Annotated in this window: 14 protein-coding genes; 8 read left to right on the forward strand and 6 right to left on the reverse strand. The window is 65.2% G+C overall.

The window, feature by feature from the left end:
• Nucleotides 1–23 precede the first annotated feature (23 nt).
• A complete protein-coding gene (nudC, locus tag BMI85_RS02650) occupies nt 24–986 on the reverse strand; it encodes an NAD(+) diphosphatase (protein ID WP_078599880.1) in 963 nt (320 codons plus the stop codon).
• A gap of 303 nt (nt 987–1,289) precedes the next feature.
• On the opposite strand from nudC, the gene BMI85_RS02655 reads away from it, so the two are divergent.
• From BMI85_RS02655 to BMI85_RS02670, 4 genes are all read left to right on the forward strand, one after another.
• Entirely contained in the window at nt 1,290–3,206 is a 1,917-nt protein-coding gene (locus tag BMI85_RS02655; protein ID WP_078599411.1) for a 5'-nucleotidase C-terminal domain-containing protein, read from the forward strand.
• 174 nt (nt 3,207–3,380) lie between these two features.
• Complete coding sequence (locus BMI85_RS02660) at nt 3,381–4,394, forward strand: ABC transporter substrate-binding protein (protein WP_078599412.1); 1,014 nt, start codon at nt 3,381–3,383, stop codon at nt 4,392–4,394.
• A gap of 73 nt (nt 4,395–4,467) precedes the next feature.
• Entirely contained in the window at nt 4,468–5,256 is a 789-nt protein-coding gene (locus BMI85_RS02665; RefSeq protein WP_078546376.1) for an ABC transporter ATP-binding protein, read from the forward strand.
• On the forward strand, nt 5,256–6,017 hold the full coding sequence (locus BMI85_RS02670; protein ID WP_078519584.1) for an ABC transporter permease: 762 nt from the start codon (nt 5,256–5,258) through the stop codon (nt 6,015–6,017). The genes BMI85_RS02665 and BMI85_RS02670 overlap by 1 nt, the downstream gene beginning before the upstream one ends.
• A 191-nt stretch (nt 6,018–6,208) precedes the next feature.
• On the opposite strand, the gene BMI85_RS02675 is transcribed toward BMI85_RS02670, so the two are convergent.
• Complete coding sequence (locus tag BMI85_RS02675) at nt 6,209–9,466, reverse strand: efflux RND transporter permease subunit (protein WP_078546374.1); 3,258 nt, start codon at nt 9,464–9,466, stop codon at nt 6,209–6,211.
• Entirely contained in the window at nt 9,456–10,445 is a 990-nt protein-coding gene (locus BMI85_RS02680) for an efflux RND transporter periplasmic adaptor subunit (RefSeq protein ID WP_078599413.1), read from the reverse strand. Before BMI85_RS02680 ends, BMI85_RS02675 begins: the two co-directional genes overlap by 11 nt.
• A gap of 199 nt (nt 10,446–10,644) precedes the next feature.
• Here BMI85_RS02680 and serS point away from each other — a divergent pair, with 199 nt between their 5' ends.
• Entirely contained in the window at nt 10,645–11,934 is a 1,290-nt protein-coding gene (serS, locus tag BMI85_RS02685; protein WP_078599414.1) for a serine--tRNA ligase, read from the forward strand.
• A 123-nt stretch (nt 11,935–12,057) separates the two neighbouring features.
• Entirely contained in the window at nt 12,058–12,231 is a 174-nt protein-coding gene (locus tag BMI85_RS21315; protein ID WP_158522071.1) for a hypothetical protein, read from the forward strand.
• 84 nt (nt 12,232–12,315) lie between these two features.
• On the opposite strand, the gene der is transcribed toward BMI85_RS21315, so the two are convergent.
• The 3 genes from der to BMI85_RS02705 form a co-directional block, all read right to left on the reverse strand.
• Entirely contained in the window at nt 12,316–13,830 is a 1,515-nt protein-coding gene (gene der / locus BMI85_RS02695) for a ribosome biogenesis GTPase Der (protein WP_078546368.1), read from the reverse strand.
• 49 nt (nt 13,831–13,879) lie between these two features.
• A complete protein-coding gene (locus BMI85_RS02700) occupies nt 13,880–15,202 on the reverse strand; it encodes a PQQ-binding-like beta-propeller repeat protein (protein ID WP_078599415.1) in 1,323 nt (440 codons plus the stop codon).
• Between the two features lie 73 nt (nt 15,203–15,275).
• A complete protein-coding gene (locus BMI85_RS02705) occupies nt 15,276–15,953 on the reverse strand; it encodes a hypothetical protein (RefSeq protein ID WP_078599416.1) in 678 nt (225 codons plus the stop codon).
• 197 nt (nt 15,954–16,150) lie between these two features.
• Between BMI85_RS02705 and BMI85_RS02710 the strand changes: the two genes are divergently transcribed.
• Together BMI85_RS02710 and BMI85_RS02715 are read left to right on the forward strand one after the other, a co-directional pair.
• Nucleotides 16,151–17,320 (forward strand): efflux RND transporter periplasmic adaptor subunit, encoded by a 1,170-nt coding sequence (locus tag BMI85_RS02710; protein ID WP_078599417.1) that lies wholly within the window; start codon nt 16,151–16,153, stop codon nt 17,318–17,320.
• A complete protein-coding gene (locus BMI85_RS02715) occupies nt 17,317–20,871 on the forward strand; it encodes an efflux RND transporter permease subunit (RefSeq protein ID WP_078599418.1) in 3,555 nt (1,184 codons plus the stop codon). The genes BMI85_RS02710 and BMI85_RS02715 overlap by 4 nt, the downstream gene beginning before the upstream one ends.
• Nucleotides 20,872–21,007 lie beyond the last annotated feature (136 nt).

A 21,007-nucleotide genomic window follows, 5' to 3' on the forward strand; every position in this document is an offset into this window, starting at 1 on the left:
ACACCGTGCGGGGCAAACTGGCCTCATTCCAACCGATCTGCAAGCCACTCGCGCATCAGCCAACCGGCAATCGCGCCTTGGCGTGGCGCAGATATCTCAGGATCGCGCCCCGCCACCACCTGCAGCAGCCGCTCGCGGCTGATCCAGCGCGCATCGGCGATCTCGACCGGGTCGATGGTGATCTCGGTGGTGGTCGCCACCCCGCGACAGCCCAGCATCAGAGAAGCCGGAAACGGCCAGGGCTGCGAGGCCACGAGAGAGACCTCGCCCACTTCGACGCCGCTCTCCTCGAAGACCTCGCGGCGCACGGCGGCCTCGACCGTCTCGCCCGGCTCCATGAACCCCGCGAGGCAGGAATACATCGTCTCGGGCCAATGCGGGCCGCGCCCCAGTAAGAGCTGGTTGCCATGGGTGATCAACATGATCACCACCGGATCGGTGCGCGGAAAATGGTGCCGCTCGCAGACCGGGCAGCGCCGGTGCCAGCCAGCCTGTTCGGCTTCGCTCTCGGCGCCGCAGGTGGAGCAGAAGCGATGGGTCCGGTGCCATTCCACGAGCCCGCGCGCGGTGGCTGCGATCTCCGCCTCGACCGGGCTGAGGAAACCCATCCGCCCGCGCAGCTCCGCGAAGACGATATCGTCGGGCAGATCTGGATGACGCTGCTCGGAGGCGTCGAAGAAGGCGGCCCCGTCGGGTCGTTCGCCATCAGGCTCGAACGCAGATACATCGCGGGAAAACAGCGCAAGCCCGTCGTGACACCCGAGGAATATCTCCGGTCCCGGCATCGCCCCGAGCGCCACTTCGCCCGCGCGCAGAAGGTGCAGCCCTTCGGGCCCGAACAGCGGACGCCCGCGCCAAAGTGCAACCACCCGCGCAGCCTCGCCTGCGCGCAACTCCGCGAGCCGCTCTGCGTCGCCCCGCAGATGGGCCGCCCGCTCCAACGCGCCCGGCGCTTCGGCGAAGGCCAATCCCCGCGGATCGAGCATGCGTCCTTGAGACAGCCGGGCGGGCTGCGAAATCGGTTGCTGGGTCTCGGCGAGGGAATCGGGCGGCATGAAAAACTCCTGCGGAACGCCCTACCCATGCCACGAGCCGCCGACCGGAGACCAGTGCCGATCAGGTGACGCGCATCGGCCACATTCGCCACCCGCCTTACCTCGCAAGTACGTTACGTCAATTTAAAACTTGGCAAATGACCGACCTCTACTCTAGGTTGCGTATGGGGACACGCGACCGCCAAAAGGCGGCATTACAACGATAAAAGGTCAATTTCGGGCCAAGGGGATCATATGGGAAAACTGTCTGACCGGGATTGGCCCGGCCAGTTTTCGGATCAGCGCGTCACACTCGCGCTGAGGCTTCTCGAGACGACCGATTTGCATGGTCAAGCTCGGGGATACGATTACTTCAATGACCGCCCCGCCCCGCGCAGAGGCCTAGCAGCGCTGGCCGCGGAAATCGCGCAAGCGCGCAGCGAAGCCCCGAACTGCCTTCTGTTCGATTGCGGCGATTTCCTTCAGGGCACGCCGTTGACGCAGCTCTGGAGCGAGCCATGCGAGATCGCAGGCAGCCACGACGGCGAGAACCCGATGATCGCGGCGATGAACGCTCTGGGCTACGACGCGGCGGCGCTTGGCAATCATGAGTTCGATTTCGGGATCGGGCCGCTCGCTCAAGCGCTGGAAGCGGCGAAGTTTCCGATGCTCTGCGCCAATTTGAGCGCCTCCATCGGCACGCCGATCCGCCCTTGGGCGATGCTCGAACGCCGCCTGCTCGACAGTCACGGCACCGAGCAGACCCTGCGCATCGCGGTGATCGGCGTGCTGCCGCCCCCCAGCCTCGCCTGGCTCGAGGCCCGGCCCGGGGCCGAGCTTTCGACCTCTTCGCTCCTGGAGGCGACGGAGGCTCAGCTGCAACTGGTCCGCGCCTCGGGCGCCGATCTTGTGATCGCCCTCGCCCATACCGGGATTTCGCCCCTGCCGCCGCTGGACGAGGAATCGCAAGACCCCGAACACTCTGCCGAACGGGCGGCGCTCGCGGTCGCGCGGCTCGACGGGATCGACGTCGTGCTGGCCGGGCATGACCATCATGGCTTTCCCGATGCCACACGGCCGGCCTTCGCGGGGATCGACCCCGTTCTCGGCACGCTTCACGGCAAGCCCGCGCTCAATGCGGGCGCGCGCGGCACGCATTTGGGGGTGCTCGACCTCGTGCTGGAACAGACGCAAGACGGCTGGAGACTCGCGGCACATCGGGCGGAACTGCGCCCGGCGCAGCAGGAGACCGGGCCAGACAGCGCGGCGGTGCTCGCCGCCTCCGATCGCGCGCATCGCCGCACGCTCGATCATATCCGCCGTCCCATCGGCACCACTGCGGACCCGCTGCACAGCTATTTCACACAGATCGCACCGGACCGGACGCTCGCGCTGATCAGCGCGGCGAAGCGGCGCTTCGCCCGCGAACGGCTCGCCGGTCGCCCCGAGGCGGATTTGCCCCTGCTCGGCGCCGCGTCGAGCTTCAAATCGGGCGGCGCGGCGGGCTCGGCCCATTTCATCGACATCCCCCCCGGCCCGCTTCGGATGAGCCATGTCGACGACATCTACCTGTTCAATAATACGGTCGGCGCGGTGGAGCTGAACGGCGCGGAGCTGCGCGACTGGCTCGAACAGGCGGCCTCGATCTACAACCAGCAGCATCCCGACGGGCAGTTGCGGATGCTCTGCGACCTCACCTTCGCGAGCTACCATTTCGACGTGATCTCGGGGATCACCTACGAGATCGACCTCTCTCAACCCCCGCGTTTCCGCCCCGATGGCAGCCTGCGCCCCGCCGCGCCCGGGCGCATCCGCGACCTGCGCCATGAGGGCGCTCGGATCAGCAACACCGACCGCTTCATCGTCGTCAGCAATGATTTCCGCCTGTCGGGCGGCGGCGGTTTCAAGCGGCGAGGCCGTCCCGTTCCAATCGATCCGGAGCCGGTGCTGGTGCGCGACCTGTTGCTCGAAGAGATCGATGCGCAGGAGGGACCGCTGCATCTCGACGCGCCCCCGATTTGGCGGTTCTCTCCCCTGCCCGGTGCGCGCGCGCTCTACCATACGGGTCCCGGTGCCGCGGCCTATCTCTGCGAACTGGAACAGGCGGGGCTGCGCGCGTCTTCCGGGCCGGTCGACGCGAATGGGTTTCTGCCCCTGGAGATTTCGCTCTGAGCGCCCGCCGATGCCGCGCCTAATTTTCTTGCATTCTTACAGCACCCCGCCCAAAACTTAATCACGGAACCGTGAGCGCCCCGCCTGTTCGCATGGCGCGCGCGGTTTGAGTTTACCCCCGCGCGCCGCCGGTCAGGATCGGGGCGAAAACGGATTAACGAAGTGAGGGATATCATGCTGCACATCAAACCGGGGCTTTTCGCGGCGCTCGCGCTCGGCCTCTCGGCCACGCTGGCACAGGCCGAAACCAAGATGCCTTTCGCACTGGACTGGAAATTCGAAGGCCCCTCGGCGCCCTATTTCCTTGCAGTGGACGAGGGCTATTACGGCAATGCCGGGCTCGACGTCGAGATCGCAGAGGGCAAGGGCTCGCTCGACGCGATTCCGAAAGTGGCGACCGGTGCCTATCCGGTGGGCTTCGCCGATATCAACTCGCTGATGAAATTCCTCGACCAGAACCCCGGCGCACCCGTCACCGCCGTGATGATGGTCTATGACAAGCCGCCCTTTGCCGTGGTCGGCCGCAAGTCGCAGGGCGTGAACGAGCCCAAAGACCTCGAAGGCAAGGTGCTGGGCGCGCCGCCGCCGGATGGTGCCTGGGCGCAATTCCCGATCTTCGCCAAGGAGACCGGCCTCGACATGGACAAGATCAAGGTCGAACCCGTCGGCTTCCCCACGCGCGAGCCGATGCTGGCCGAGGGCAAGGTCGATGCGGTCACCGGCTTCTCCTTCTCCTCGACGCTCAACCTCAAGCGCCTCGGCGTCGGCATGGATGACCAGTCGATCCTGCTGATGGCCGATTACGGCGTGGCGCTGTACGGCAACGCGATCATCGTGAACACCGATTACGCGAAGGCGCATCCCGAAGAGATCACCGGCTTCATCAAAGCGACCGCCGAGGGCTGGAAAGCCGCCGTGGCCGATCCGGGCAAGGCCGTGGACGCGCTTCTCAAGCGCAACCCCGCCGCCGACAAGGATCTGGAGACCGAGCGCCTGCAGATGGCGATCGATGCCAACGTCCTGACCGATTACGTCAAGGAAAACGGCATGGGCGGCATCGACGCGGACCGTATGGCCACCGCGATCGAGCAGACGAAAACCGTCTACGAGTTCCAGAACACGCCTGACGCGGCGCTCTATTTCGACCGCGAATACCTGCCCGACGCGGCAGAGCTGAAGATCGACTGATCCGTCACCGTCTCGGGGGCGGGCGCCGCAGACGCGCCCGCTCCTTTTCTCTGCCTTCTCGCGCCGGACCCTCATGGAAAACCTCATCGACATTCGCGGCGTGACCCACGCCTATCAAACCAAGCATGGCCCCCTGCCCGTGCTCGACCATCTCGACATCCGCGTGCCGCAGGGCGAGTTCTGCGCCGTGGTCGGCCCGTCGGGCTGCGGGAAATCCACTCTCACCCGTCTGGTGGCGGGGCTGATGAAGCCCGATCAGGGCGAGGTCTGGCTGCATGGCGAGAAGGTCACCAGCCCGCGCAAGACCGTCGGCATGGCGTTCCAGAACCCGGTGATGCTGGAATGGCGCTCGATCATCGAGAACGTCATGCTGCCCTTGGAGATCGTGGCTCCGGGCATGGCGAAATCCGAGAAGGTCGCGCGCGCCGAGCATCTGCTGGAGATGGTGGGCCTGAAGGGGTTCGAGACCAAGCGCCCCTCCGAGCTGTCCGGCGGGATGCGCCAGCGCGCCTCGCTCTGCCGTGCCATCGTGCATAAGCCGGATGTCCTGATCATGGACGAACCCTTCGGTGCGCTCGACAATTTCACCCGCGAAGATCTGTGGCAGACGATGCGCGACCTGCGCGCCGCCGAGCCCTTCACCGCCGTTCTGATCACCCATGACCTGCGCGAGAGCGTTTTCCTCGGCGATCAGGTCATCGTGCTCTCGGGCCGCCCGGCACATACGCAATATGTGCTGGATGTGGACCTGCCGAAGGATCGCACGATCGACATTCTCTACGAGCCGAAAGCCGTCGACATGCTGCATTTGCTGCGCGACCAGATCCGGATCGCTCAGGGCCGCGACGAGGAGATGCACTGATGGACTTCAAGAAAATCCTCACCCCGATCCTGTCGATCATCGCCTTCCTCGCGATCTGGGAATTCATCGTCTGGGCGAATGGCTGGCCGAATTACGTCATGGCCTCGCCCTCGGACCTGCCCGCCGCCTATATGCGCTACTGGAACCTGTTCCTGATCGATAGCTGGCAGACGCTGTGGCGGACGGTAGCAGGTCTTGCGATCTCGATCGTCTTCGGGACGTTCCTCGGGATGGTGATGGGCTTTTCGCGCACCGCGCGCGATGCGCTCTATCCGCTTCTGGTGGGCTTCAACGCGGTGCCGAAAGCGACCGTGGTGCCGGTGCTCGCGCTTCTCTTCATCGGCGCGCATGACTTCAACACCGTGCTGATGGCCTTCATGATCTCCTTCTTCCCGATCGCGGTCTCGGTGGGGATCGGCCTGTCGACGCTGGAGCCGGAATATCGCGATATTCTGGGCGCGCTGGGGGCCTCGAAATTCACCATCTTCCGCAAGATCGCCCTGCCGAAAACCCTGCCCGAATTCTTCGGCGCGCTGAAGGTCTCGGTGACGCTGGCCTTCATCGGCACCAACCTCGTCGAGATCATCTCGCCCCATGGCAAAGGCCTCGGCGCGCTGTTCCTGTCGGGTCAGACCAACGGGGATTACCCGCTGATGTTCGCGGTGCTGATCGCCTTGGCCTTCCTGGGCATCCTGCTCTATTACGCCGTCGTCGCGCTGGAGAAGATCTTCGCAGGCTGGGCTGAGCGGCAACCGGGTTAAGGGGCTCTGCCCCCGTCGCCGGAGGGCGACAAAACTTAACAGGGAGGGGGCTCTGCCCCCTCGGGCTGCGCCCTCACCCCCGGGATATTTTCGCCAAGGCGAAGGGGGGGCCGCTCCGCGATCCGATAAAGAAAAACCGCCCGCACGAGAGAGACGTGCGGGCGGTTTCGCGTTTCAGGTCGGTGACCGGATCAGGTCTTGAAGATCCGGTAGATCGCCGGGATCACGAGCACGGTCAGCAGGGTCGAGCTGAGCAGGCCGAACAGCAGCGAGATCGCGAGACCCTGGAAGATCGGGTCGGCCAGGATCACCACCGCACCGATCATCGCCGCGATCGCGGTCAGCAGGATCGGCTTGAAGCGGATGGCCCCCGCCTCGATCAGCACCTCGGTCGGCGATTTGCCCTCGTGGCTGCCGTGGCGGATGAAGTCCACCAGCAGGATCGAGTTGCGCACGATGATCCCCGCCAGCGCGATGAAACCGATCATCGACGTGGCCGAGAACGGCGCGTGGAAGATCCAGTGGCCGAGCATGATCCCGAGGAAGGTCAGCGGCACCGGGGTCAGGATCACCAGCGGCAGGCGGAACGAGCCGAACTGCGCGACGACGAGGATGTAGATCCCCAGAAGCGCCACGGCGAAGGCCGCGCCCATGTCGCGGAAGGTCACCCAGGTCACCTCCCATTCGCCGTCCCACAGAAGCGTCACATGGCTTTCGTCCTGCGGCTGGCCATGCAGCGATACGACCGGTTTCTCGCCCTTGGGCCAGTCCATGTTGTTGATCGCATCGTCAACGGCGAGCATCCCGTAGAGCGGCGCCTCGAATTTGCCGGCGAGCTCTGCGGTGACCATCTCGGCCTCGCGCCCGTTATGGCGGAAGATCGGATAGGACGCCTTCTCCTTGTCGACGCTGACCACGTCGCCCAGCTCCACCACGCCGCGCGCGCCGGGCAGGACATTGGCCGGGATCGGCGTCGAGAGCGTTTCCTCGTTCATCACCTTGTTCGACTTCGAGCGCTCCATCACGATCGGGATCGGCTGGCGCTCCTGCCCGCGATGGGAATAGCCCACCGTGGTCGAGCCGTTCAGCATCCCCAGCGTATCCCAGACATCGCCCTCGGAGACCGAGTAGAACTCCAGATCGTCGGAATTGACCGTGGCGCGCAACTTGTCGGGCTGGATGCCGAAGCTGTTATCCACGTCGACGATATAAGGCACCTGTTTGAAGGCGTCCTCGATCCGGCGGGCCGCGTCGCGGCGCATCTCGGGCGTCGGGCCATAGACCTCGGCCAGAAGCGTCGCGATCACCGGCGGACCCGGCGGCGGTTCGACCGTCTTCAGGCTCGCGCCTTCAGGCAGCTTGATCGCCTTGATCTTGTCGCGGATCTCCAGCGCAATCTCGTGGCTGGTGCGATCCCGTTCCCCTTTCGGCGCAAGCTGAAGCTCAACATCGCCCTGATTGGGCTGCGCGCGCAGGTAGTAGTGGCGCACGAGCCCGTTGAAGTTGAACGGCGCAGAGGTGCCCGCATGGGTCTGCACCGAGAGCACCTCGGGCAGCTTGGTCACGATCTCGGCCACCTGCTGAGCGACCGCATCCGTGCCCTCGACCGAGGTGCCCGCAGGCATATCGACCACGACCGAGAGTTCGGATTTGTTGTCGAAGGGCAGCAGTTTCACGGTGACATGCTTGGTGTAGAGCAGCCCCAGTGAGCCGAAGGACAGCACCGACACGACCAGCAGGAACAGACCCGAGCGGCCCTTGGTCTTCAGGATCGGCCGCGCCACGGCACTATACATCCGACCGAGCTTGCCGCCCGCATGTTCGCCGCCATAGGCGTCGTCATCGCCGTGATGGCCATGCAGCTGCGCCTTGCCCGCGACCTTCACCATCAGCCACGGGGTGATGATCACCGCCACGAAGAAGGAGAAGATCATAGCCGCCGAGGCCACCGCCGGAATGGGCGACATGTAGGGCCCCATCAGGCCCGACACGAAGAGCATCGGCAGCAGCGCGGCGACAACGGTTAGGGTGGCGACGATGGTGGGGTTACCCACTTCGGCCACGGCCTCGATCGCCTTGGTCACACGGCTGCCGGGCGTCTTCATCGCCCAGTGTCGCGCGATGTTCTCGATCACCACGATGGCGTCATCGACGAGAATACCGATCGCGAAGATCAGCGCGAAGAGCGACACCCGGTTCAGCGTGAAGCCCATGATATAGGCCGCAAACAGCGTCAGCAGGATCGTCACCGGAATGACCACCGCAACCACGATGGATTCCCGCCAGCCGATCGCGACCAGCACGAGGCCCACGATGGAGACCGTCGCGAGGCCAAGGTGGAACAGCAGTTCGTTGGCCTTCTCGTTCGCCGTCTCGCCATAGTCGCGGGTGACCTTCACCTCGACATTGTCGGGGATCAGCTGGCCGTGCAGCTCGTGCACGCGGTCGAGGATATGCTCGGCCACGACCACGGCGTTGGAGCCTGCGCGCTTGGCGATGGCCAGCGTCACGGCAGGCGAGCGCTCGATCTTGCCATTGGCGTCGCGCTGCACGTTGGAGACGATATGGTCCGAGGCGTCCGGCACATAGGAGACCTTCGCGACATCGGCCACATAGACGGGGCGGTTGTCGCGCGTGGTCAGCAGAAGGCCCGCGATCTCGGAAGGCGCGGTCAGCGTCTCGCCCGCGGACAGGCTGATCTGCTTGCCCTCATGGCGGATATTGCCGGTGTTGAAGGCGCGGTTCGCCTGCGTGACCTTGTTCGAGAGCTGTTGCAGCGTGACGCCGTAGAGCGCGAGCTTGTCGGGCTCGGGTTCGATGCGGATCTCGCTCGTGGCGTCCCCCACCAGATAGGTCAGGCCGACGTTCTGGATCTTCGTGACCTCGGTCTGCAATTCGCGCGCGACACGGGTCAGTTCGTCGCTGTCGACCTGCGCGCCATCCTTGCCGGTCAGCGTCAGCGAGACGATTGCCACATCGTCGATCCCGCGGCCCACGATCACCGGATCGGGGATGCCTTTCGGAATCTTGTCCATATTCGCGCGGACTTTTTCATGCACGCGCAGGATCGCGGCATCCGACGAGGTGCCGACCTTGAAGCGCGCCATCACAAGCGAATAATCGTCCTGCGTGCGCGAATAGACGTGCTCGACCTCGTTGATGCCCTGCACGATGGTTTCCATCGGCTCGGTCACCAGCTTCATCGCGTCCTGCGCCTTCAGACCCGGCGCCTGCAGGTGGATATCCACCATCGGCACGGAAATCTGCGGCTCTTCTTCGCGCGGCAGCGAGATCAGCGCGACCAGACCCACCGCGATCGCGGCGAGGATCATCAGCGGCGTCAGCGCCGAGCGGATGAAGGACTTCGTGAGTCCCCCCGCGATCCCCAGCTTGACGTGGATTTCGTCGTCTTCGGGCGTCTCGGGCCCGGTGCCTTGGTTATTGCTCATCGTTCGGCACCACCGTGTCGCCGGCGTTCAGACCGGTAAGAACTTCGACCATGTCCTGGCCGTCGATATTGACCTTAACGCCCGGCACGACCGTGCGCAGATAGGTGCCGTCCGCTTCTTTCACGCGGACGAAATCGAGCCCGGTGCGGTTGAAGACATAGTCCTGCGGGATGACAATCGCGTCACGCTCGCCCATCGGCAGCTTCACCAGAAGCCGCGCGCCGACGAAGCGCGAATCCAGATCAGGCACTTCGACATCGGCCTGCACCCGGCCACCCTCGATCTCGGGGTAGATCTTGGCCAGCTTACCCTCGATTTCCTTGCCGTCGGGATCGGTGATCATGATCGTGTCGCCCATGTGCAGCGTGTCAGCGTGACGCTCGGGGATCGACAGACGCAGGAAGAACCCGCCGCCGCCGATCGTCGCGATGGTCTCGCCGCCCATGATGACGGCATCTTTGGTGACCGGCACGGTCACGACCTTGCCGTCGATCGGCGCGGTCACGGTGCCGAATTCCTGCTGCTGCTCATAGACCTTGCGCTGCGCTTTCTGCGCCGCGATCTGGCCCTCGTAGACATTCACCTGCGTCTGAAGCTGATCGACATTCTGCGAGGTCGAGACGCCGCGCGCCTGCAATTCCTGCCCGCGCTTGAGCTCGGTATTCGCGTTTTCCAGCTGAGCTTCGAGCGCGTTGATCTGCGCATCGACCGCGCCGATCTGATAATCGAGCGTCTGGTCGGTGATCTTGCCGATCTCCTGACCGGCTTTGACCTCGTCGCCCTCGGTCACGTCAAGCGCGGTGATCGTGCCGGAAATCCGCGCACGCGCCGCAATCGTGTTCTTTGCCTCGACCTGCCCGTAGACAGACTTCCAATCGGTCACGACCTGCGGTTCGACCGTAATCGCCCCGTCCTGCGCCAACGCGATTCCCGGCAGGATCAACGCGGCGAATGCCAACGGCAGAAGCTTCAACGTCATCTCGGGTTCCCTTCCCTTACCGGCGCGCCCCTGCGCCTGCAATTTATATTCCGGTTATTGAATATGTATTCGCCCAACAGAATACAACCACTCCACAGGCTCGAATTCATTGACCTGTGTCATGGCCGCATCGCCGGGGGTTTTCGCTTTCACTTTCATGCGCTAAAGCCTTTCCCGCAACAGTCTTGGAGATGGTGAGATGCACGATATCCGCGCAATCCGCGAAAACCCCGAAGAATTCGACGCGCAGCTGGCGCGGCGGGGGCTCTCGCCGCTCTCGCCCGAGATTCTCGCGATGGACGAGGCGCGCCGCACGGCAATCCACGCCGCCGAGACCGCGAAAGCCGATCAGAACGCCGCGTCGAAGCAAGTCGGCGCCGCGAAGGCGAAAGGCGACGAAGTCGAATTCGAGCGCCTGCGCGCGCTGGTGACCGAGAAGAAAGCCGAGGTCGCACAGATGCAGACCGAGGCGGGCGAACTCGACGCCAAGCTGCGCGATCTGCTGATGACGATCCCGAACCTGCCGCTGGCCGATGTGCCCGATGGTGCAGATGAGGACGAGAATGTCGAAGTGAGCCGCTGGGGCACGCCGCGCGAGTTCGCCTTTGATCCGAAAGAGCATTTCGAGCTGTCCGCGGTGGGTGGCGAGATGGATTTCGAGACGGCGGCAAAGCTGTCGGGCTCGCGTTTCGTGGTGCTCAAGGGCGGGGTCGCCCGCGTCCACCGGGCGCTCGCGCAATTCATGCTCGACCTGCATGTGGACAAGCACGATCTGTCCGAGAACATCACCCCCGTGCTGGTGCGCGACGAGGCGATGATGGGCACCGGGCAATTGCCGAAATTCGCCGAGGACAGCTATCAGACCACCAATGGCTGGTGGCTGATCCCCACCGCCGAGGTGACGCTGACCAACTACGCCAATGGCGAGGTCATGGACGCTGCCGCCCTGCCCCAGCGCATGTGCGCCCATACGAACTGCTTCCGTTCGGAAGCCGGGTCCGCAGGCAAGGACACCTCGGGAATGCTGCGTCAGCACCAGTTCGAGAAGGTCGAGATGGTGACGCTCTGCACGCCCGAGACCGCGATCGACGAACATGAACGCATGACGAAATGCGCCGAGGCGGTGCTGGAGGCGCTGGAACTGCCCTATCGTCGCATCGTGCTCTGCACCGGCGACATGGGGTTCGGCGCGCAGAAGACCTATGACCTCGAGGTCTGGCTGCCGGGTCAGAACACCTATCGCGAGATTTCTTCGGTTTCGACCTGCGGCACCTTCCAGGCGCGACGGATGAACGGACGCTACAAGCCCGAAGGCGGCGGCAAGCCCGAATTCATCGCGACGCTGAACGGCTCGGGCCTCGCGGTCGGGCGCTGCCTGATCGCGGTGCTGGAGAACGGTCAGGAAGAGGACGGCTCGGTCACCCTGCCCGCCTGCCTGCACCCCTATCTCGGCGGCAAGACGCGCCTGGTCGACGGCAAGCTGGCCTGACACTGCGACCCGGCGACGCAAGACTCCGGGCGGGAACGTTGTTAACGTTTCCGTGTTAGAAGTGAGTCGCCGGGAGAGCTGCACATGTCCGTAACAGTCACGCACAAGCGGGATAGCGTCTTGATGAGGCGCATTCTCGAGATCGGTGAGGACCAGATCCCCGCGCAGATCATCGCGATGCGCCGGGAAAAGACGCTGTCGAAACTGATGGCGGAGATCAATGCGAGCGTGCTTTCGGACTCGACCGAAGAGCGCGCACGCGCTCAAGCCGCCCTCGATCGGCTGGGCTTTCTGTAAAGCGCGTCGGCATCGCTGAAACGAAAAACGCCCGCCGGAGATTTCGACATCCTCCGGCGGGCGTTTTCTTTTAGGATTAGAGCCTTACTCGCCCTTCTTCGCCTCGCGCGCTTTACGCGCCGATTCCTTGTGGGCCGAGCGCTTTTTCGCATCGACGTGCTTTTTCAGGCGCGACGGGATCGACTTCTTGCGATCCTTGTAGGGGTTCGTCTTGCCCTGATCGCGCATGTAGAGGCGGATCGGCGTGCCCGGCATGTCGAAGCTCTCGCGCAGACCGTTGACCAGATAGCGCTCGTAGCTTTCCGGGATCTTGTCGGTATGGGTGGATTTCACCACGAAGCCCGGCGGACGGGTTTTCGCCTGCGTGATGTAGCGCAGCTTGATCCGACGACCGCCGGGAGCCGGCGGCGGGTGCGCCTCGGTCATCGCGGTCAGCCAGTTGTTCAGCTTCGCGGTCGGCACGCGGCGGTTCCAGACCTCATGGGCCTTCAGGATCGCATTATGCAGCCGGTCGAGCCCCTTGCCGGTCTTGGCCGAGACGGTCACCAGAGGCGCGCCCTTGAGCTGCGGCAGCAGGCGCTCGAACGCCTCGCGCAGTTCCTTCAGCTTCTCGGGTTTATCCTCTTCGAGATCCCATTTGTTCGCAGCAACCACAACGGCGCGACCCTCGGTCTCGGCGAAATCGGCGATCCGCAAGTCTTGGGTTTCAAACGGAATATTCACGTCGAGCAGCACCACGACCACTTCAGCGAAGCGCACCGCGCGCAGGCCATCGGCCACGCTCAGTTTCTCGACCTTGTCGGTGACACGCGCCTTCTTGCGCATCCCCGCCGTGTCCCAGATCCGCATCGGCGTGCCCATGAAATCGGCGGTGACCGAGATCGCATCGCGGGTAATCCCGGCCTCGGGGCCGGTCAGCAGGCGGTCTTCGTTCAGAATCTTGTTGATCAACGTCGACTTGCCCGCATTCGGGCGCCCGATCACGGCGAGCTGCAGCGGCTTCGTGGCGGAGGGCGGCTGGTAGGCGGGGATGTCGCCTTCCTCGAGCTCGTCCTCGATCACGATATCGGTGACCGGCGCGTTCGCGGCGTTGCGCTCGGCGAATTCATCGGCCAGCGGCACCAGCGCGGTATAGAGATCGTCCAGACCTTCGCCATGCTCGGCCGAGATCCGCAGCGGCTCGCCCAGACCAAGGCTCCACGCTTCCATCGCGCCCGCATCGCCTGCCGCTCCTTCGGCCTTGTTGGCCGCGAGGATGACGTTAGCGCTTTTCTTGCGCAGGATATCGGCGAAAATCTCGTCGGCGGGCGTCACGCCCACGCGCGCGTCGATCATGAAGAGGCAGATATCGGCCTCTTCCACGGCGCGCTCGGTCAGGCGGCGCATCCGGCCCTGAAGGCTGTCGTCTTCGGCCAGTTCCAGACCGGCCGAGTCGATCACGATGAAGCGCAGATCGCCCAGACGCGCATCGCCCTCGCGCAGGTCGCGCGTGACGCCGGGCATGTTGTCGACAAGCGCGAGTCGCTTGCCGACAAGCCGGTTGAACAGCGTCGATTTTCCGACATTCGGGCGGCCCACGATGGCCAGGGTAAAGCTCATGATGCCCTCCTTGGGCGGTCGTAAGCGGCCCCCTTACACCCTAAAGGGCTCACTGAAAAGCGTGCAGTTTCCCATCGCCGCCGACGACGTAGAGGGTGCGCCCCGCCACGACCGGATCGGTCGCAGCCCCGCCCGGGATCTTCGCCTGGCCGATCAGGCTGCCGTCGATCGGGCTGAAGACGCGCAGCACGCCGTCGGAAGACGCGACGAACAGCTTGTTGCCTGCGAGAACCGGACCGTAGCTCGCGACGATGTCACGCTGACGCTTCGGCTTGTCCTTGGTGTAATAGGGCAGATCCTTGGACCAGATCTGATCGCCGGTCTTGGCATCGAGACGCACGATCTTGCCCTGATCCGAGACGAGGAAGATCGAGCCGCCCGCAACCTGCACGGGGCTGTTGGCCCCTTCGGTCGCGGTCCAGATCCGCTCGCCGGAATTCACGTCGAAGGCCGCCAGCTTGCCCGCCGAGGAGCCCGCATAGACGGTATCGCCCACCACGACCGGATCGCCGGTCAGATCGACGATATTGGCATAGCCCACGCCCGGACGCGCGCCCGGCACTTTGGAGTTCCACATCTGCATCCCGCTTTGCGGCAGGACGCCGCTCAGGAAGCCCGAGGAGAACGGGAAGATCACCATGCGATCGGTGACGGCAGGCGAGGAGACGCCGGTCATGCCCGAAGCCGACGGCGCACCCGGCACTTGCCAGATTTCCTTGCCGTCGCTGGCGCGGATCGCCCAGGCCGAGGAATCGCGCGCGACCACATAGACCACACCGTTCTTCACGGTCGGCGCACCGCCGATGCCCGCGTCGAAATATTGCCGCCACTTGATGCCGCCGGTGGCTGCGTCGATCGCGACGAGCTCGGCGAAATCGGAGGTCACGTAGACCGTGCCGTTGGCATAGGCCACGCCGCCGCCCGAAGCATCGCCCTGACGGTCGCCCGGAGGCGTGATGTCGGTCTGCCAGACGCGCCCGCCATTCGTCGCCGTCGCGGTGACACGGGCCTGACTGTCGAGCGTATAGACCTTGCCGCCACCCACGATCGGATCGGCGGTGATGCGATAGCGGCGCGCATTGCCCGAACCGATATCGGCGGACCAGACCGGCGTCGTGCCGTTGCCGAGCGCCGCGTTGAACAGGCTATGGGTCGCCGAGCCAGCCCGCTGCGGCCATTCGGCATTGCCCACCTGACGCGGCAGCGAGATCGGCAGCGACTGCTGGGCCGGCGCGTCGGCCAGCGGCAGCCCCTCTTCGGCGCGCAGCGCGTCGCGGGGCGAGAGACGCTCGCCGGGGAGGATCGTTTCCTTGGTACAGCCTGCCACGAAAGCCGCCACACTCAGCACGCAGATCGTCTTGCTCAGCTTCACGCCCGTTCCCCCTGCCTGTCTCGGCTCTCTTGCAGTGCCCGCACGCCCGATAAAGGCGCGCCGGTTCAACCCTTTACTCTTGCGGTGCCGGAGCGGACTGCCCCGGCTGGGTCGGCACTTCGCCACCCAGCGCCACAATCAACTCTGTCGCGCGTTGTTGCAAGCCCGGCGTGAGGCCGGCGTCCTGAAGAATTTGCTGGGCGATCGAGATCGCGCCGTCCGTGTCGCCGGATGCGACGGCTGCTGCCGCCTGCTGCTCCATCGCCAGAAGGCGGTAGGGCGCGCCGGGGGTCGCCAGTTCCTGCAGCGTCGCGTCGCGCTTGGCGGAATCCATCTTGTCGCCCGCCGCGATCACCGCCTTGAGCTTCGCGAGATCGCTGATCGAGCGCGGCAGGCCCTGCTCGGCGCTCACCGCATCGAAGAACTTGATCGCCTCGTCGGGCTTGCCCGCCTCGATCGCGGCGTCGCCCTGCATGATCTTGAGAACCGCGGTGCGGCCGGGACCGTCGGGCGTTACCTTGGCGAGATCGGCGCTGGTGGCGTCACCGTTCACGGCCGCCATCACCTGATCGCCAAAGGCGCGCGCATCGGCCTCGGTCTTTTCCTTCTGCCACGCATTCCAAGCGGTGCCGCCGACGATAGCGAGGATGATCACCGCGCCGATCCAGCCCCATTTCTTGAACGCCGCCCAGAGCTTGTCCTGACGCACGGCATCGGTGACTTCGTCGATGAAACTGTCGGTATCACTCACGCGCGGGTCTCCTCGTAGCTTTGGCGCCCCTCTTACACGGCTCCCCCGGCGCTGCCAAGGGCCGCACGAACCGCTCTGTTCACGCGGGTCCTTGAGGAATGCAAGCCTTGAGATCACGCGCCGCTCTCGGTAAGTTGAACGCTGCGGTTCAGTCCCCATTTTGGCGAGACGCCGTGCCCACATACAGGAGCCCGCCGATGCGTCCGGTCCCGATCCTTAACGCGATCCTCGTTCTTGTCGCGCTCTACCTTCTGGTGTTCGAGCGCGACCGCCTGATGGGCTATCTCGGCGATGCCGCGACGCCTGCCGAGCAAGCGCAGCAGGTCGAGGCGACCGGCACCCCCGCCGTGCCGGTGCAGGCGATGGTCTCGACCGCGCAGCCGCTCGATCAGGGCGTTCTGACGCGCGGGCAGACCGAGGCCGCGCGCCGCGTTGAGGTGCGCTCCGAGACGACGGGCAAGGTGATTTCCGAGCCGCTCGGCAAGGGCGCGCAGGTCGAGAAAGGTCAGCTGCTGTGCAAGCTCGATCCCGGCACGCGGCCCGCAGCGCTGGCCGAAGCGCAGGCCCGGCTGGCGGAAGCGCGGCTCAACGCCACCGCCGCCGAGAAGCTGAAAGAAGGCGGTTACCGGTCGGAAACCTCCACCGCCTCCGCGCAATCGGCGCTGAAAGCCGCAAGCGCCGCCGTCGGGGCCGCGCAGACGGAACTGGCGCGGCTCGAGATCACCGCGCCCTTTGCCGGGATGATCGAGGAAGACACCGCCGAACTGGGCTCGCTGCTCTCGGCGGGCGGGCTTTGCGCGACCGTGATCCAGCTCGATCCGATCAAGCTCGTGGGCTATATCCCTGAAACCGAGATCGACCGGGTCAAGACCGGCGCGATGGTCGGCGCACGGCTTGCGACCGGGCGCGAGGTGATGGGCAAGGTCACTTTCGTCTCGCAATCGGCGGATGCCGCCACCCGCACCTTCCGGATCGAGGCCGAAGCGCCCAATGGCGGCCATTCGATCCGCGAGGGCCAGACGGTCGAGATGATCGTCGCCGCCGATGGGACCAAGGCACATTTCCTGCCCGCCTCCGCGATGACGCTGAACGATCAGGGCAAGCTGGGCGTGCGGCTCGCGGTGGACGGCGTGGCCCGCTTCGCCCCGGTCGACTTCCTGCGTGACACGCCCGAGGGCGTCTGGCTGGCGGGCCTGCCGGAAAGCGCCACAGTGATCGTGGTCGGGCAAGACTACGTGACCGAGGGCTCGCCCGTCGCCGTGACCCTCGTCGAGCACGCGCCGGGCGATGCGGCCCAAGACACGCCTGCCCCCATGACGCCCGCCCCGCAAAACGATGGCGACGCCACCGACGGGGCCGCGCAATGACCGGCATCGTCGATTGGGCCGCAGCACGCGCGCGGATGGTGATCGCCTTCGTGGCGATCTCGATCCTCGCGGGGCTGACCGCCTATCTGAGCCTGCCCAAGGAGGGCGAGCCGGATATCGAGATTCCGATGCTGTTCATCTCGGTCCCCTTCCCCGGCATTTCGGCCACCGATTCCGAGAAGCTGCTGGTCAAGCCGATGGAGACCGAACTGGCCGGGCTCGACGGGCTCGACAAGATGACCGGCATCGCGAAGGAGAATTACGCGGGGCTGATGCTCGAATTCGACTTCGGCTGGGACAAGACGAAGATCATCGCCGATGTGCGCGATGCGATGAACACCGCCGAGGGCAAGTTCCCCGACGGGGCCGAAAAGTATTCGATCAACGAGATCAACTTCTCCGAATTCCCGATCGTCGTGGTGACGCTGTCGGGCAACGCGCCCGAGCGCACCCTGCAAAAGCTCGCCCGCGAATTGCAGGACGAGGTCGAGGGGCTGGAGCCGGTGCTGGAAGCCCAGATCGCGGGCCAGCGCGACGAGATGCTGGAAGTCGTGATCGATCCGCTGAAGCTCGAGGCCTATAACGTCACCGCCCCCGAGCTGATCAATGTCGTGCAGGCCAACAACCAGCTGATCGCGGCAGGCGAGGTCGAGACCGATGGCGGCGCGTTCTCGGTGAAGATCCCCGCGACCTTCGAGACCGCGCAGGATGTCTATGCGCTGCCGGTGAAGAAGAACGGCGAAAGCGTCGTGACGCTGGGCGATCTGGCCGATATCCGCCTGACTTTCGAGGACCGCACCGGCACCGCGCGCTTCAATGGCGAGCCGACGGTGGCGCTGCAGATCGTCAAGCGCAAAGGCTACAACATCATCGACACGGTGGACCTGCTGCGCAAGACCGTGGCCGAGACCGAGAGCCGCTGGCCCGAGCCGCTGCAGCGCGCCGTCGATGTGGGGATTTCGCTCGATCAGTCGAAGACGGTGGGCGCGATGGTCAGCCAGCTGGAGGGCTCGGTGCTGACCGCGATCGCGCTGGTGATGATCGTTGTGCTGGCGACGCTGGGCACGCGCTCGGCGCTGCTGGTGGGCTTCGCGATCCCGACCTCCTTCCTACTGACCTTCCTGCTGCTGGGCGCGATGGGCGTGCCGATCTCGAATATCGTGATGTTCGGCCTGATCCTCGCGGTGGGGATGCTGGTCGATGGTGCGATCGTGGTGGTGGAATATGCCGACAAGCGGATCTCTGAGGGCTCCGGCCCGATGGCCGCCTACACGGAAGCCGCGAAACGCATGTTCTGGCCGGTCGTGTCGTCGACTGCGACCACGCTCTGCGCCTTCCTGCCGATGCTGTTCTGGCCGGGCGTGCCGGGCGAGTTCATGGGGATGCTGCCGGTCACGATCATTTTCGTGCTCTCGGCCTCGCTGGTCGTGGCGCTGATCTACCTGCCCGTCGTGGGCGGCGTCGCGGGCCGGATGAGCCGCCGTCTCGACATAGGCGCGCGGGTAATCAAGGGCTGGCCGTACGGGCTGCGCCTGCTGCTTGCCATAGCTTCGGCCGGACTCGTCTTCCTCGGCGCGCTCCTGACGCTCAACCCGGCCTTCTTCTCGGGCACGCATACAGCTTCGGGCAATCTGCTGGCGTCGCTGCCCGGCGTGATCCTCTTCGTGATCGCGACGCTGCTCAGCTCGATCACCTTCACAGCGGCCAAGCCCCAAGGCAAACCGAAGCCCATCGAGGCGGGCTATCGCCGCCGCCCCTTCGGCTATTTCACCGCCGCCATCGCAGGCAATCCGATCATGCCGCTGATCGTGGTCGCGGTGATCGTGACCGGCGTCGTCATGACCTTCGGCTATTACGGCAAGAACAATAACGGCACCCAGTTCTTCACCGACAGCGAGGTCGAACAGGCGATCGTCTATATCCGGGGCCGCGGCAACCTCTCGCTGTCCGAGAAGGACGCGCTGCTGCAGGAAGCCGAGAACATGGTGATCGGCACGCCCGGCGTCGGCGCGGTCTTCTCCTTCGCGGGCGAAGGCGGGCTGAACCAGAACAATGGCGGGGCCAGCGCGCCGCGCGACACGATCGGCCAGATTCAGGTCGAGATGATCCCCTGGGCCGAGCGCAAGGACGACCCGGCGCTCGATGGCGATGTGGTGATGGAGAAGATCATGGCGAAGATCGCCACGATCCCCGGCATCCAGTCCGAATATCTCGCTCAGGATCGCGGGCCGTCCTCCGGCAAGCCGATCCAGCTCCGGCTCGAGGGCGATGATTTCGCGGCGCTCGACAAGGCCGTGCGGCAGGTCGAGGCACATATGGCGGATATGAAGGGCGTCACCGCGATCGAAGACACCCGCCCCCTGCCCGGCATCGACTGGGTGGTCGACGTGGACGTAACCCGCGCAGGCCGCTTCGGCGCGGATGTGGCGACCGTGGGCGGGATGGTGCAGCTGGTGACGCGCGGCATCCTGCTCGACACGATGCGCGTGCCCTCATCTGACGAGGAGATCGAGATTCGCGTGCGCCTGCCCGAGGAAGACCGGGTGCTGTCGACCCTCGACACGCTGAAGCTGCGCACCTCCGAGGGGCTTGTGCCGCTCGCGAATTTCATCACCCGAACGCCCGCCCCCAAGCTGGGCCAGATCGACCGGATCGACCAGACCCGCTATTACGACATCAAGGCGGGTGTCGAAGAGGGCCTCACCAATGACGACGGCCAGCCGATCACCGGCAACGAGCGGATCGCCGCACTCGGGGAGTGGCTCGATACCGAGGCCGCGCTGCCGCCGGGCGTCAGCTACGAATGGTCCGGCGATCTGGTCGAGCAGAACGAGAGCCAGGACTTCCTGATGACCGCCTTCGGCGGCGCGCTGGCGCTGATGTTCGTGATCCTGCTCGCGCAGTTCAACAGCTTCTACAATTCGGTGCTGGTGCTGCTGGCGGTGGTACTGTCCACGGCAGGCGTGCTGATCGGGATGCTGGTGATGGGCCAGCAATTCTCGATCATCATGACCGGCGTGGGCATCGTCGCGCTGGCGGGGATCGTGGTGAACAACAACATCATCCTGATCGATACCTATCAGGAATTCTCGCGCTACATGCCCGAGCTCGAGGCGATCATCCGCACCGCCGAGGCCCGCCTGCGGCCCGTGCTGCTGACCACGATCACCACGATGGCGGGGCTTGCGCCGATGATGTTCGGCCTGTCGCTCGATTTTTTCAATGGCGGCTATTCGATCGACAGTCCGACGGCGCTCTGGTGGAAGCAACTGGCGACCGCAGTGGTGTTCGGCCTTGGCACCGCGACCGTGCTGACGCTGGTTCTGACGCCCGCGCTGCTGGCGATCCGGGTCTGGTTCAACACCGGCGCCTATCGCGGGACCAAGGCGCTTTCGGCGCTGATGCAGGGCATCGACAGCCGGGCTGCGCGCGACCTCGCGCTGGAGCGTGCGATGCGCAAGATGCGTGGCCGCGAGATCATCTGGGAGGATGGCGAACCCGAAGGCGGCGTGAAGCCGCATCTGGTGACACGGCCCGACGCGGCGGAGTGAGTGCGAAGAGCCGCGCCCGGCCCTCGGGTGGGCGCGTCGCATCGCAGTGGTGTGGCGCTTTATCGTGCAAGCCCGCAAGTCGGTCGTGCCCGCGATCTCCTCGCCAATGCGCCCTCCCGGGGGGAGGGTCGGGCGC

Source organism: Thioclava sp. DLFJ4-1 (assembly GCF_002020145.1).
Lineage (GTDB): Bacteria > Pseudomonadota > Alphaproteobacteria > Rhodobacterales > Rhodobacteraceae > Thioclava > Thioclava sediminum.

Excerpts from the sequence above, each read along its gene's own strand:
- nudC (WP_078599880.1), bottom strand. The coding sequence starts at position 986 with ATGCTCGATCCGCGGGGATTGGCCTTCGCCGAAGCGCCGGGCGCGTTG.
- BMI85_RS02655 (WP_078599411.1), top strand. The coding sequence starts at position 1,290 with ATGGGAAAACTGTCTGACCGGGATTGGCCCGGCCAGTTTTCGGATCAG.
- BMI85_RS02660 (WP_078599412.1), top strand. The coding sequence starts at position 3,381 with ATGCTGCACATCAAACCGGGGCTTTTCGCGGCGCTCGCGCTCGGCCTC.
- BMI85_RS02665 (WP_078546376.1), top strand. The coding sequence starts at position 4,468 with ATGGAAAACCTCATCGACATTCGCGGCGTGACCCACGCCTATCAAACC.
- BMI85_RS02670 (WP_078519584.1), top strand. The coding sequence starts at position 5,256 with ATGGACTTCAAGAAAATCCTCACCCCGATCCTGTCGATCATCGCCTTC.
- BMI85_RS02675 (WP_078546374.1), bottom strand. The coding sequence starts at position 9,466 with ATGAGCAATAACCAAGGCACCGGGCCCGAGACGCCCGAAGACGACGAA.
- BMI85_RS02680 (WP_078599413.1), bottom strand. The coding sequence starts at position 10,445 with ATGACGTTGAAGCTTCTGCCGTTGGCATTCGCCGCGTTGATCCTGCCG.
- serS (WP_078599414.1), top strand. The coding sequence starts at position 10,645 with ATGCACGATATCCGCGCAATCCGCGAAAACCCCGAAGAATTCGACGCG.
- BMI85_RS21315 (WP_158522071.1), top strand. The coding sequence starts at position 12,058 with ATGAGGCGCATTCTCGAGATCGGTGAGGACCAGATCCCCGCGCAGATC.
- der (WP_078546368.1), bottom strand. The coding sequence starts at position 13,830 with ATGAGCTTTACCCTGGCCATCGTGGGCCGCCCGAATGTCGGAAAATCG.
- BMI85_RS02710 (WP_078599417.1), top strand. The coding sequence starts at position 16,151 with ATGCGTCCGGTCCCGATCCTTAACGCGATCCTCGTTCTTGTCGCGCTC.
- BMI85_RS02715 (WP_078599418.1), top strand. The coding sequence starts at position 17,317 with ATGACCGGCATCGTCGATTGGGCCGCAGCACGCGCGCGGATGGTGATC.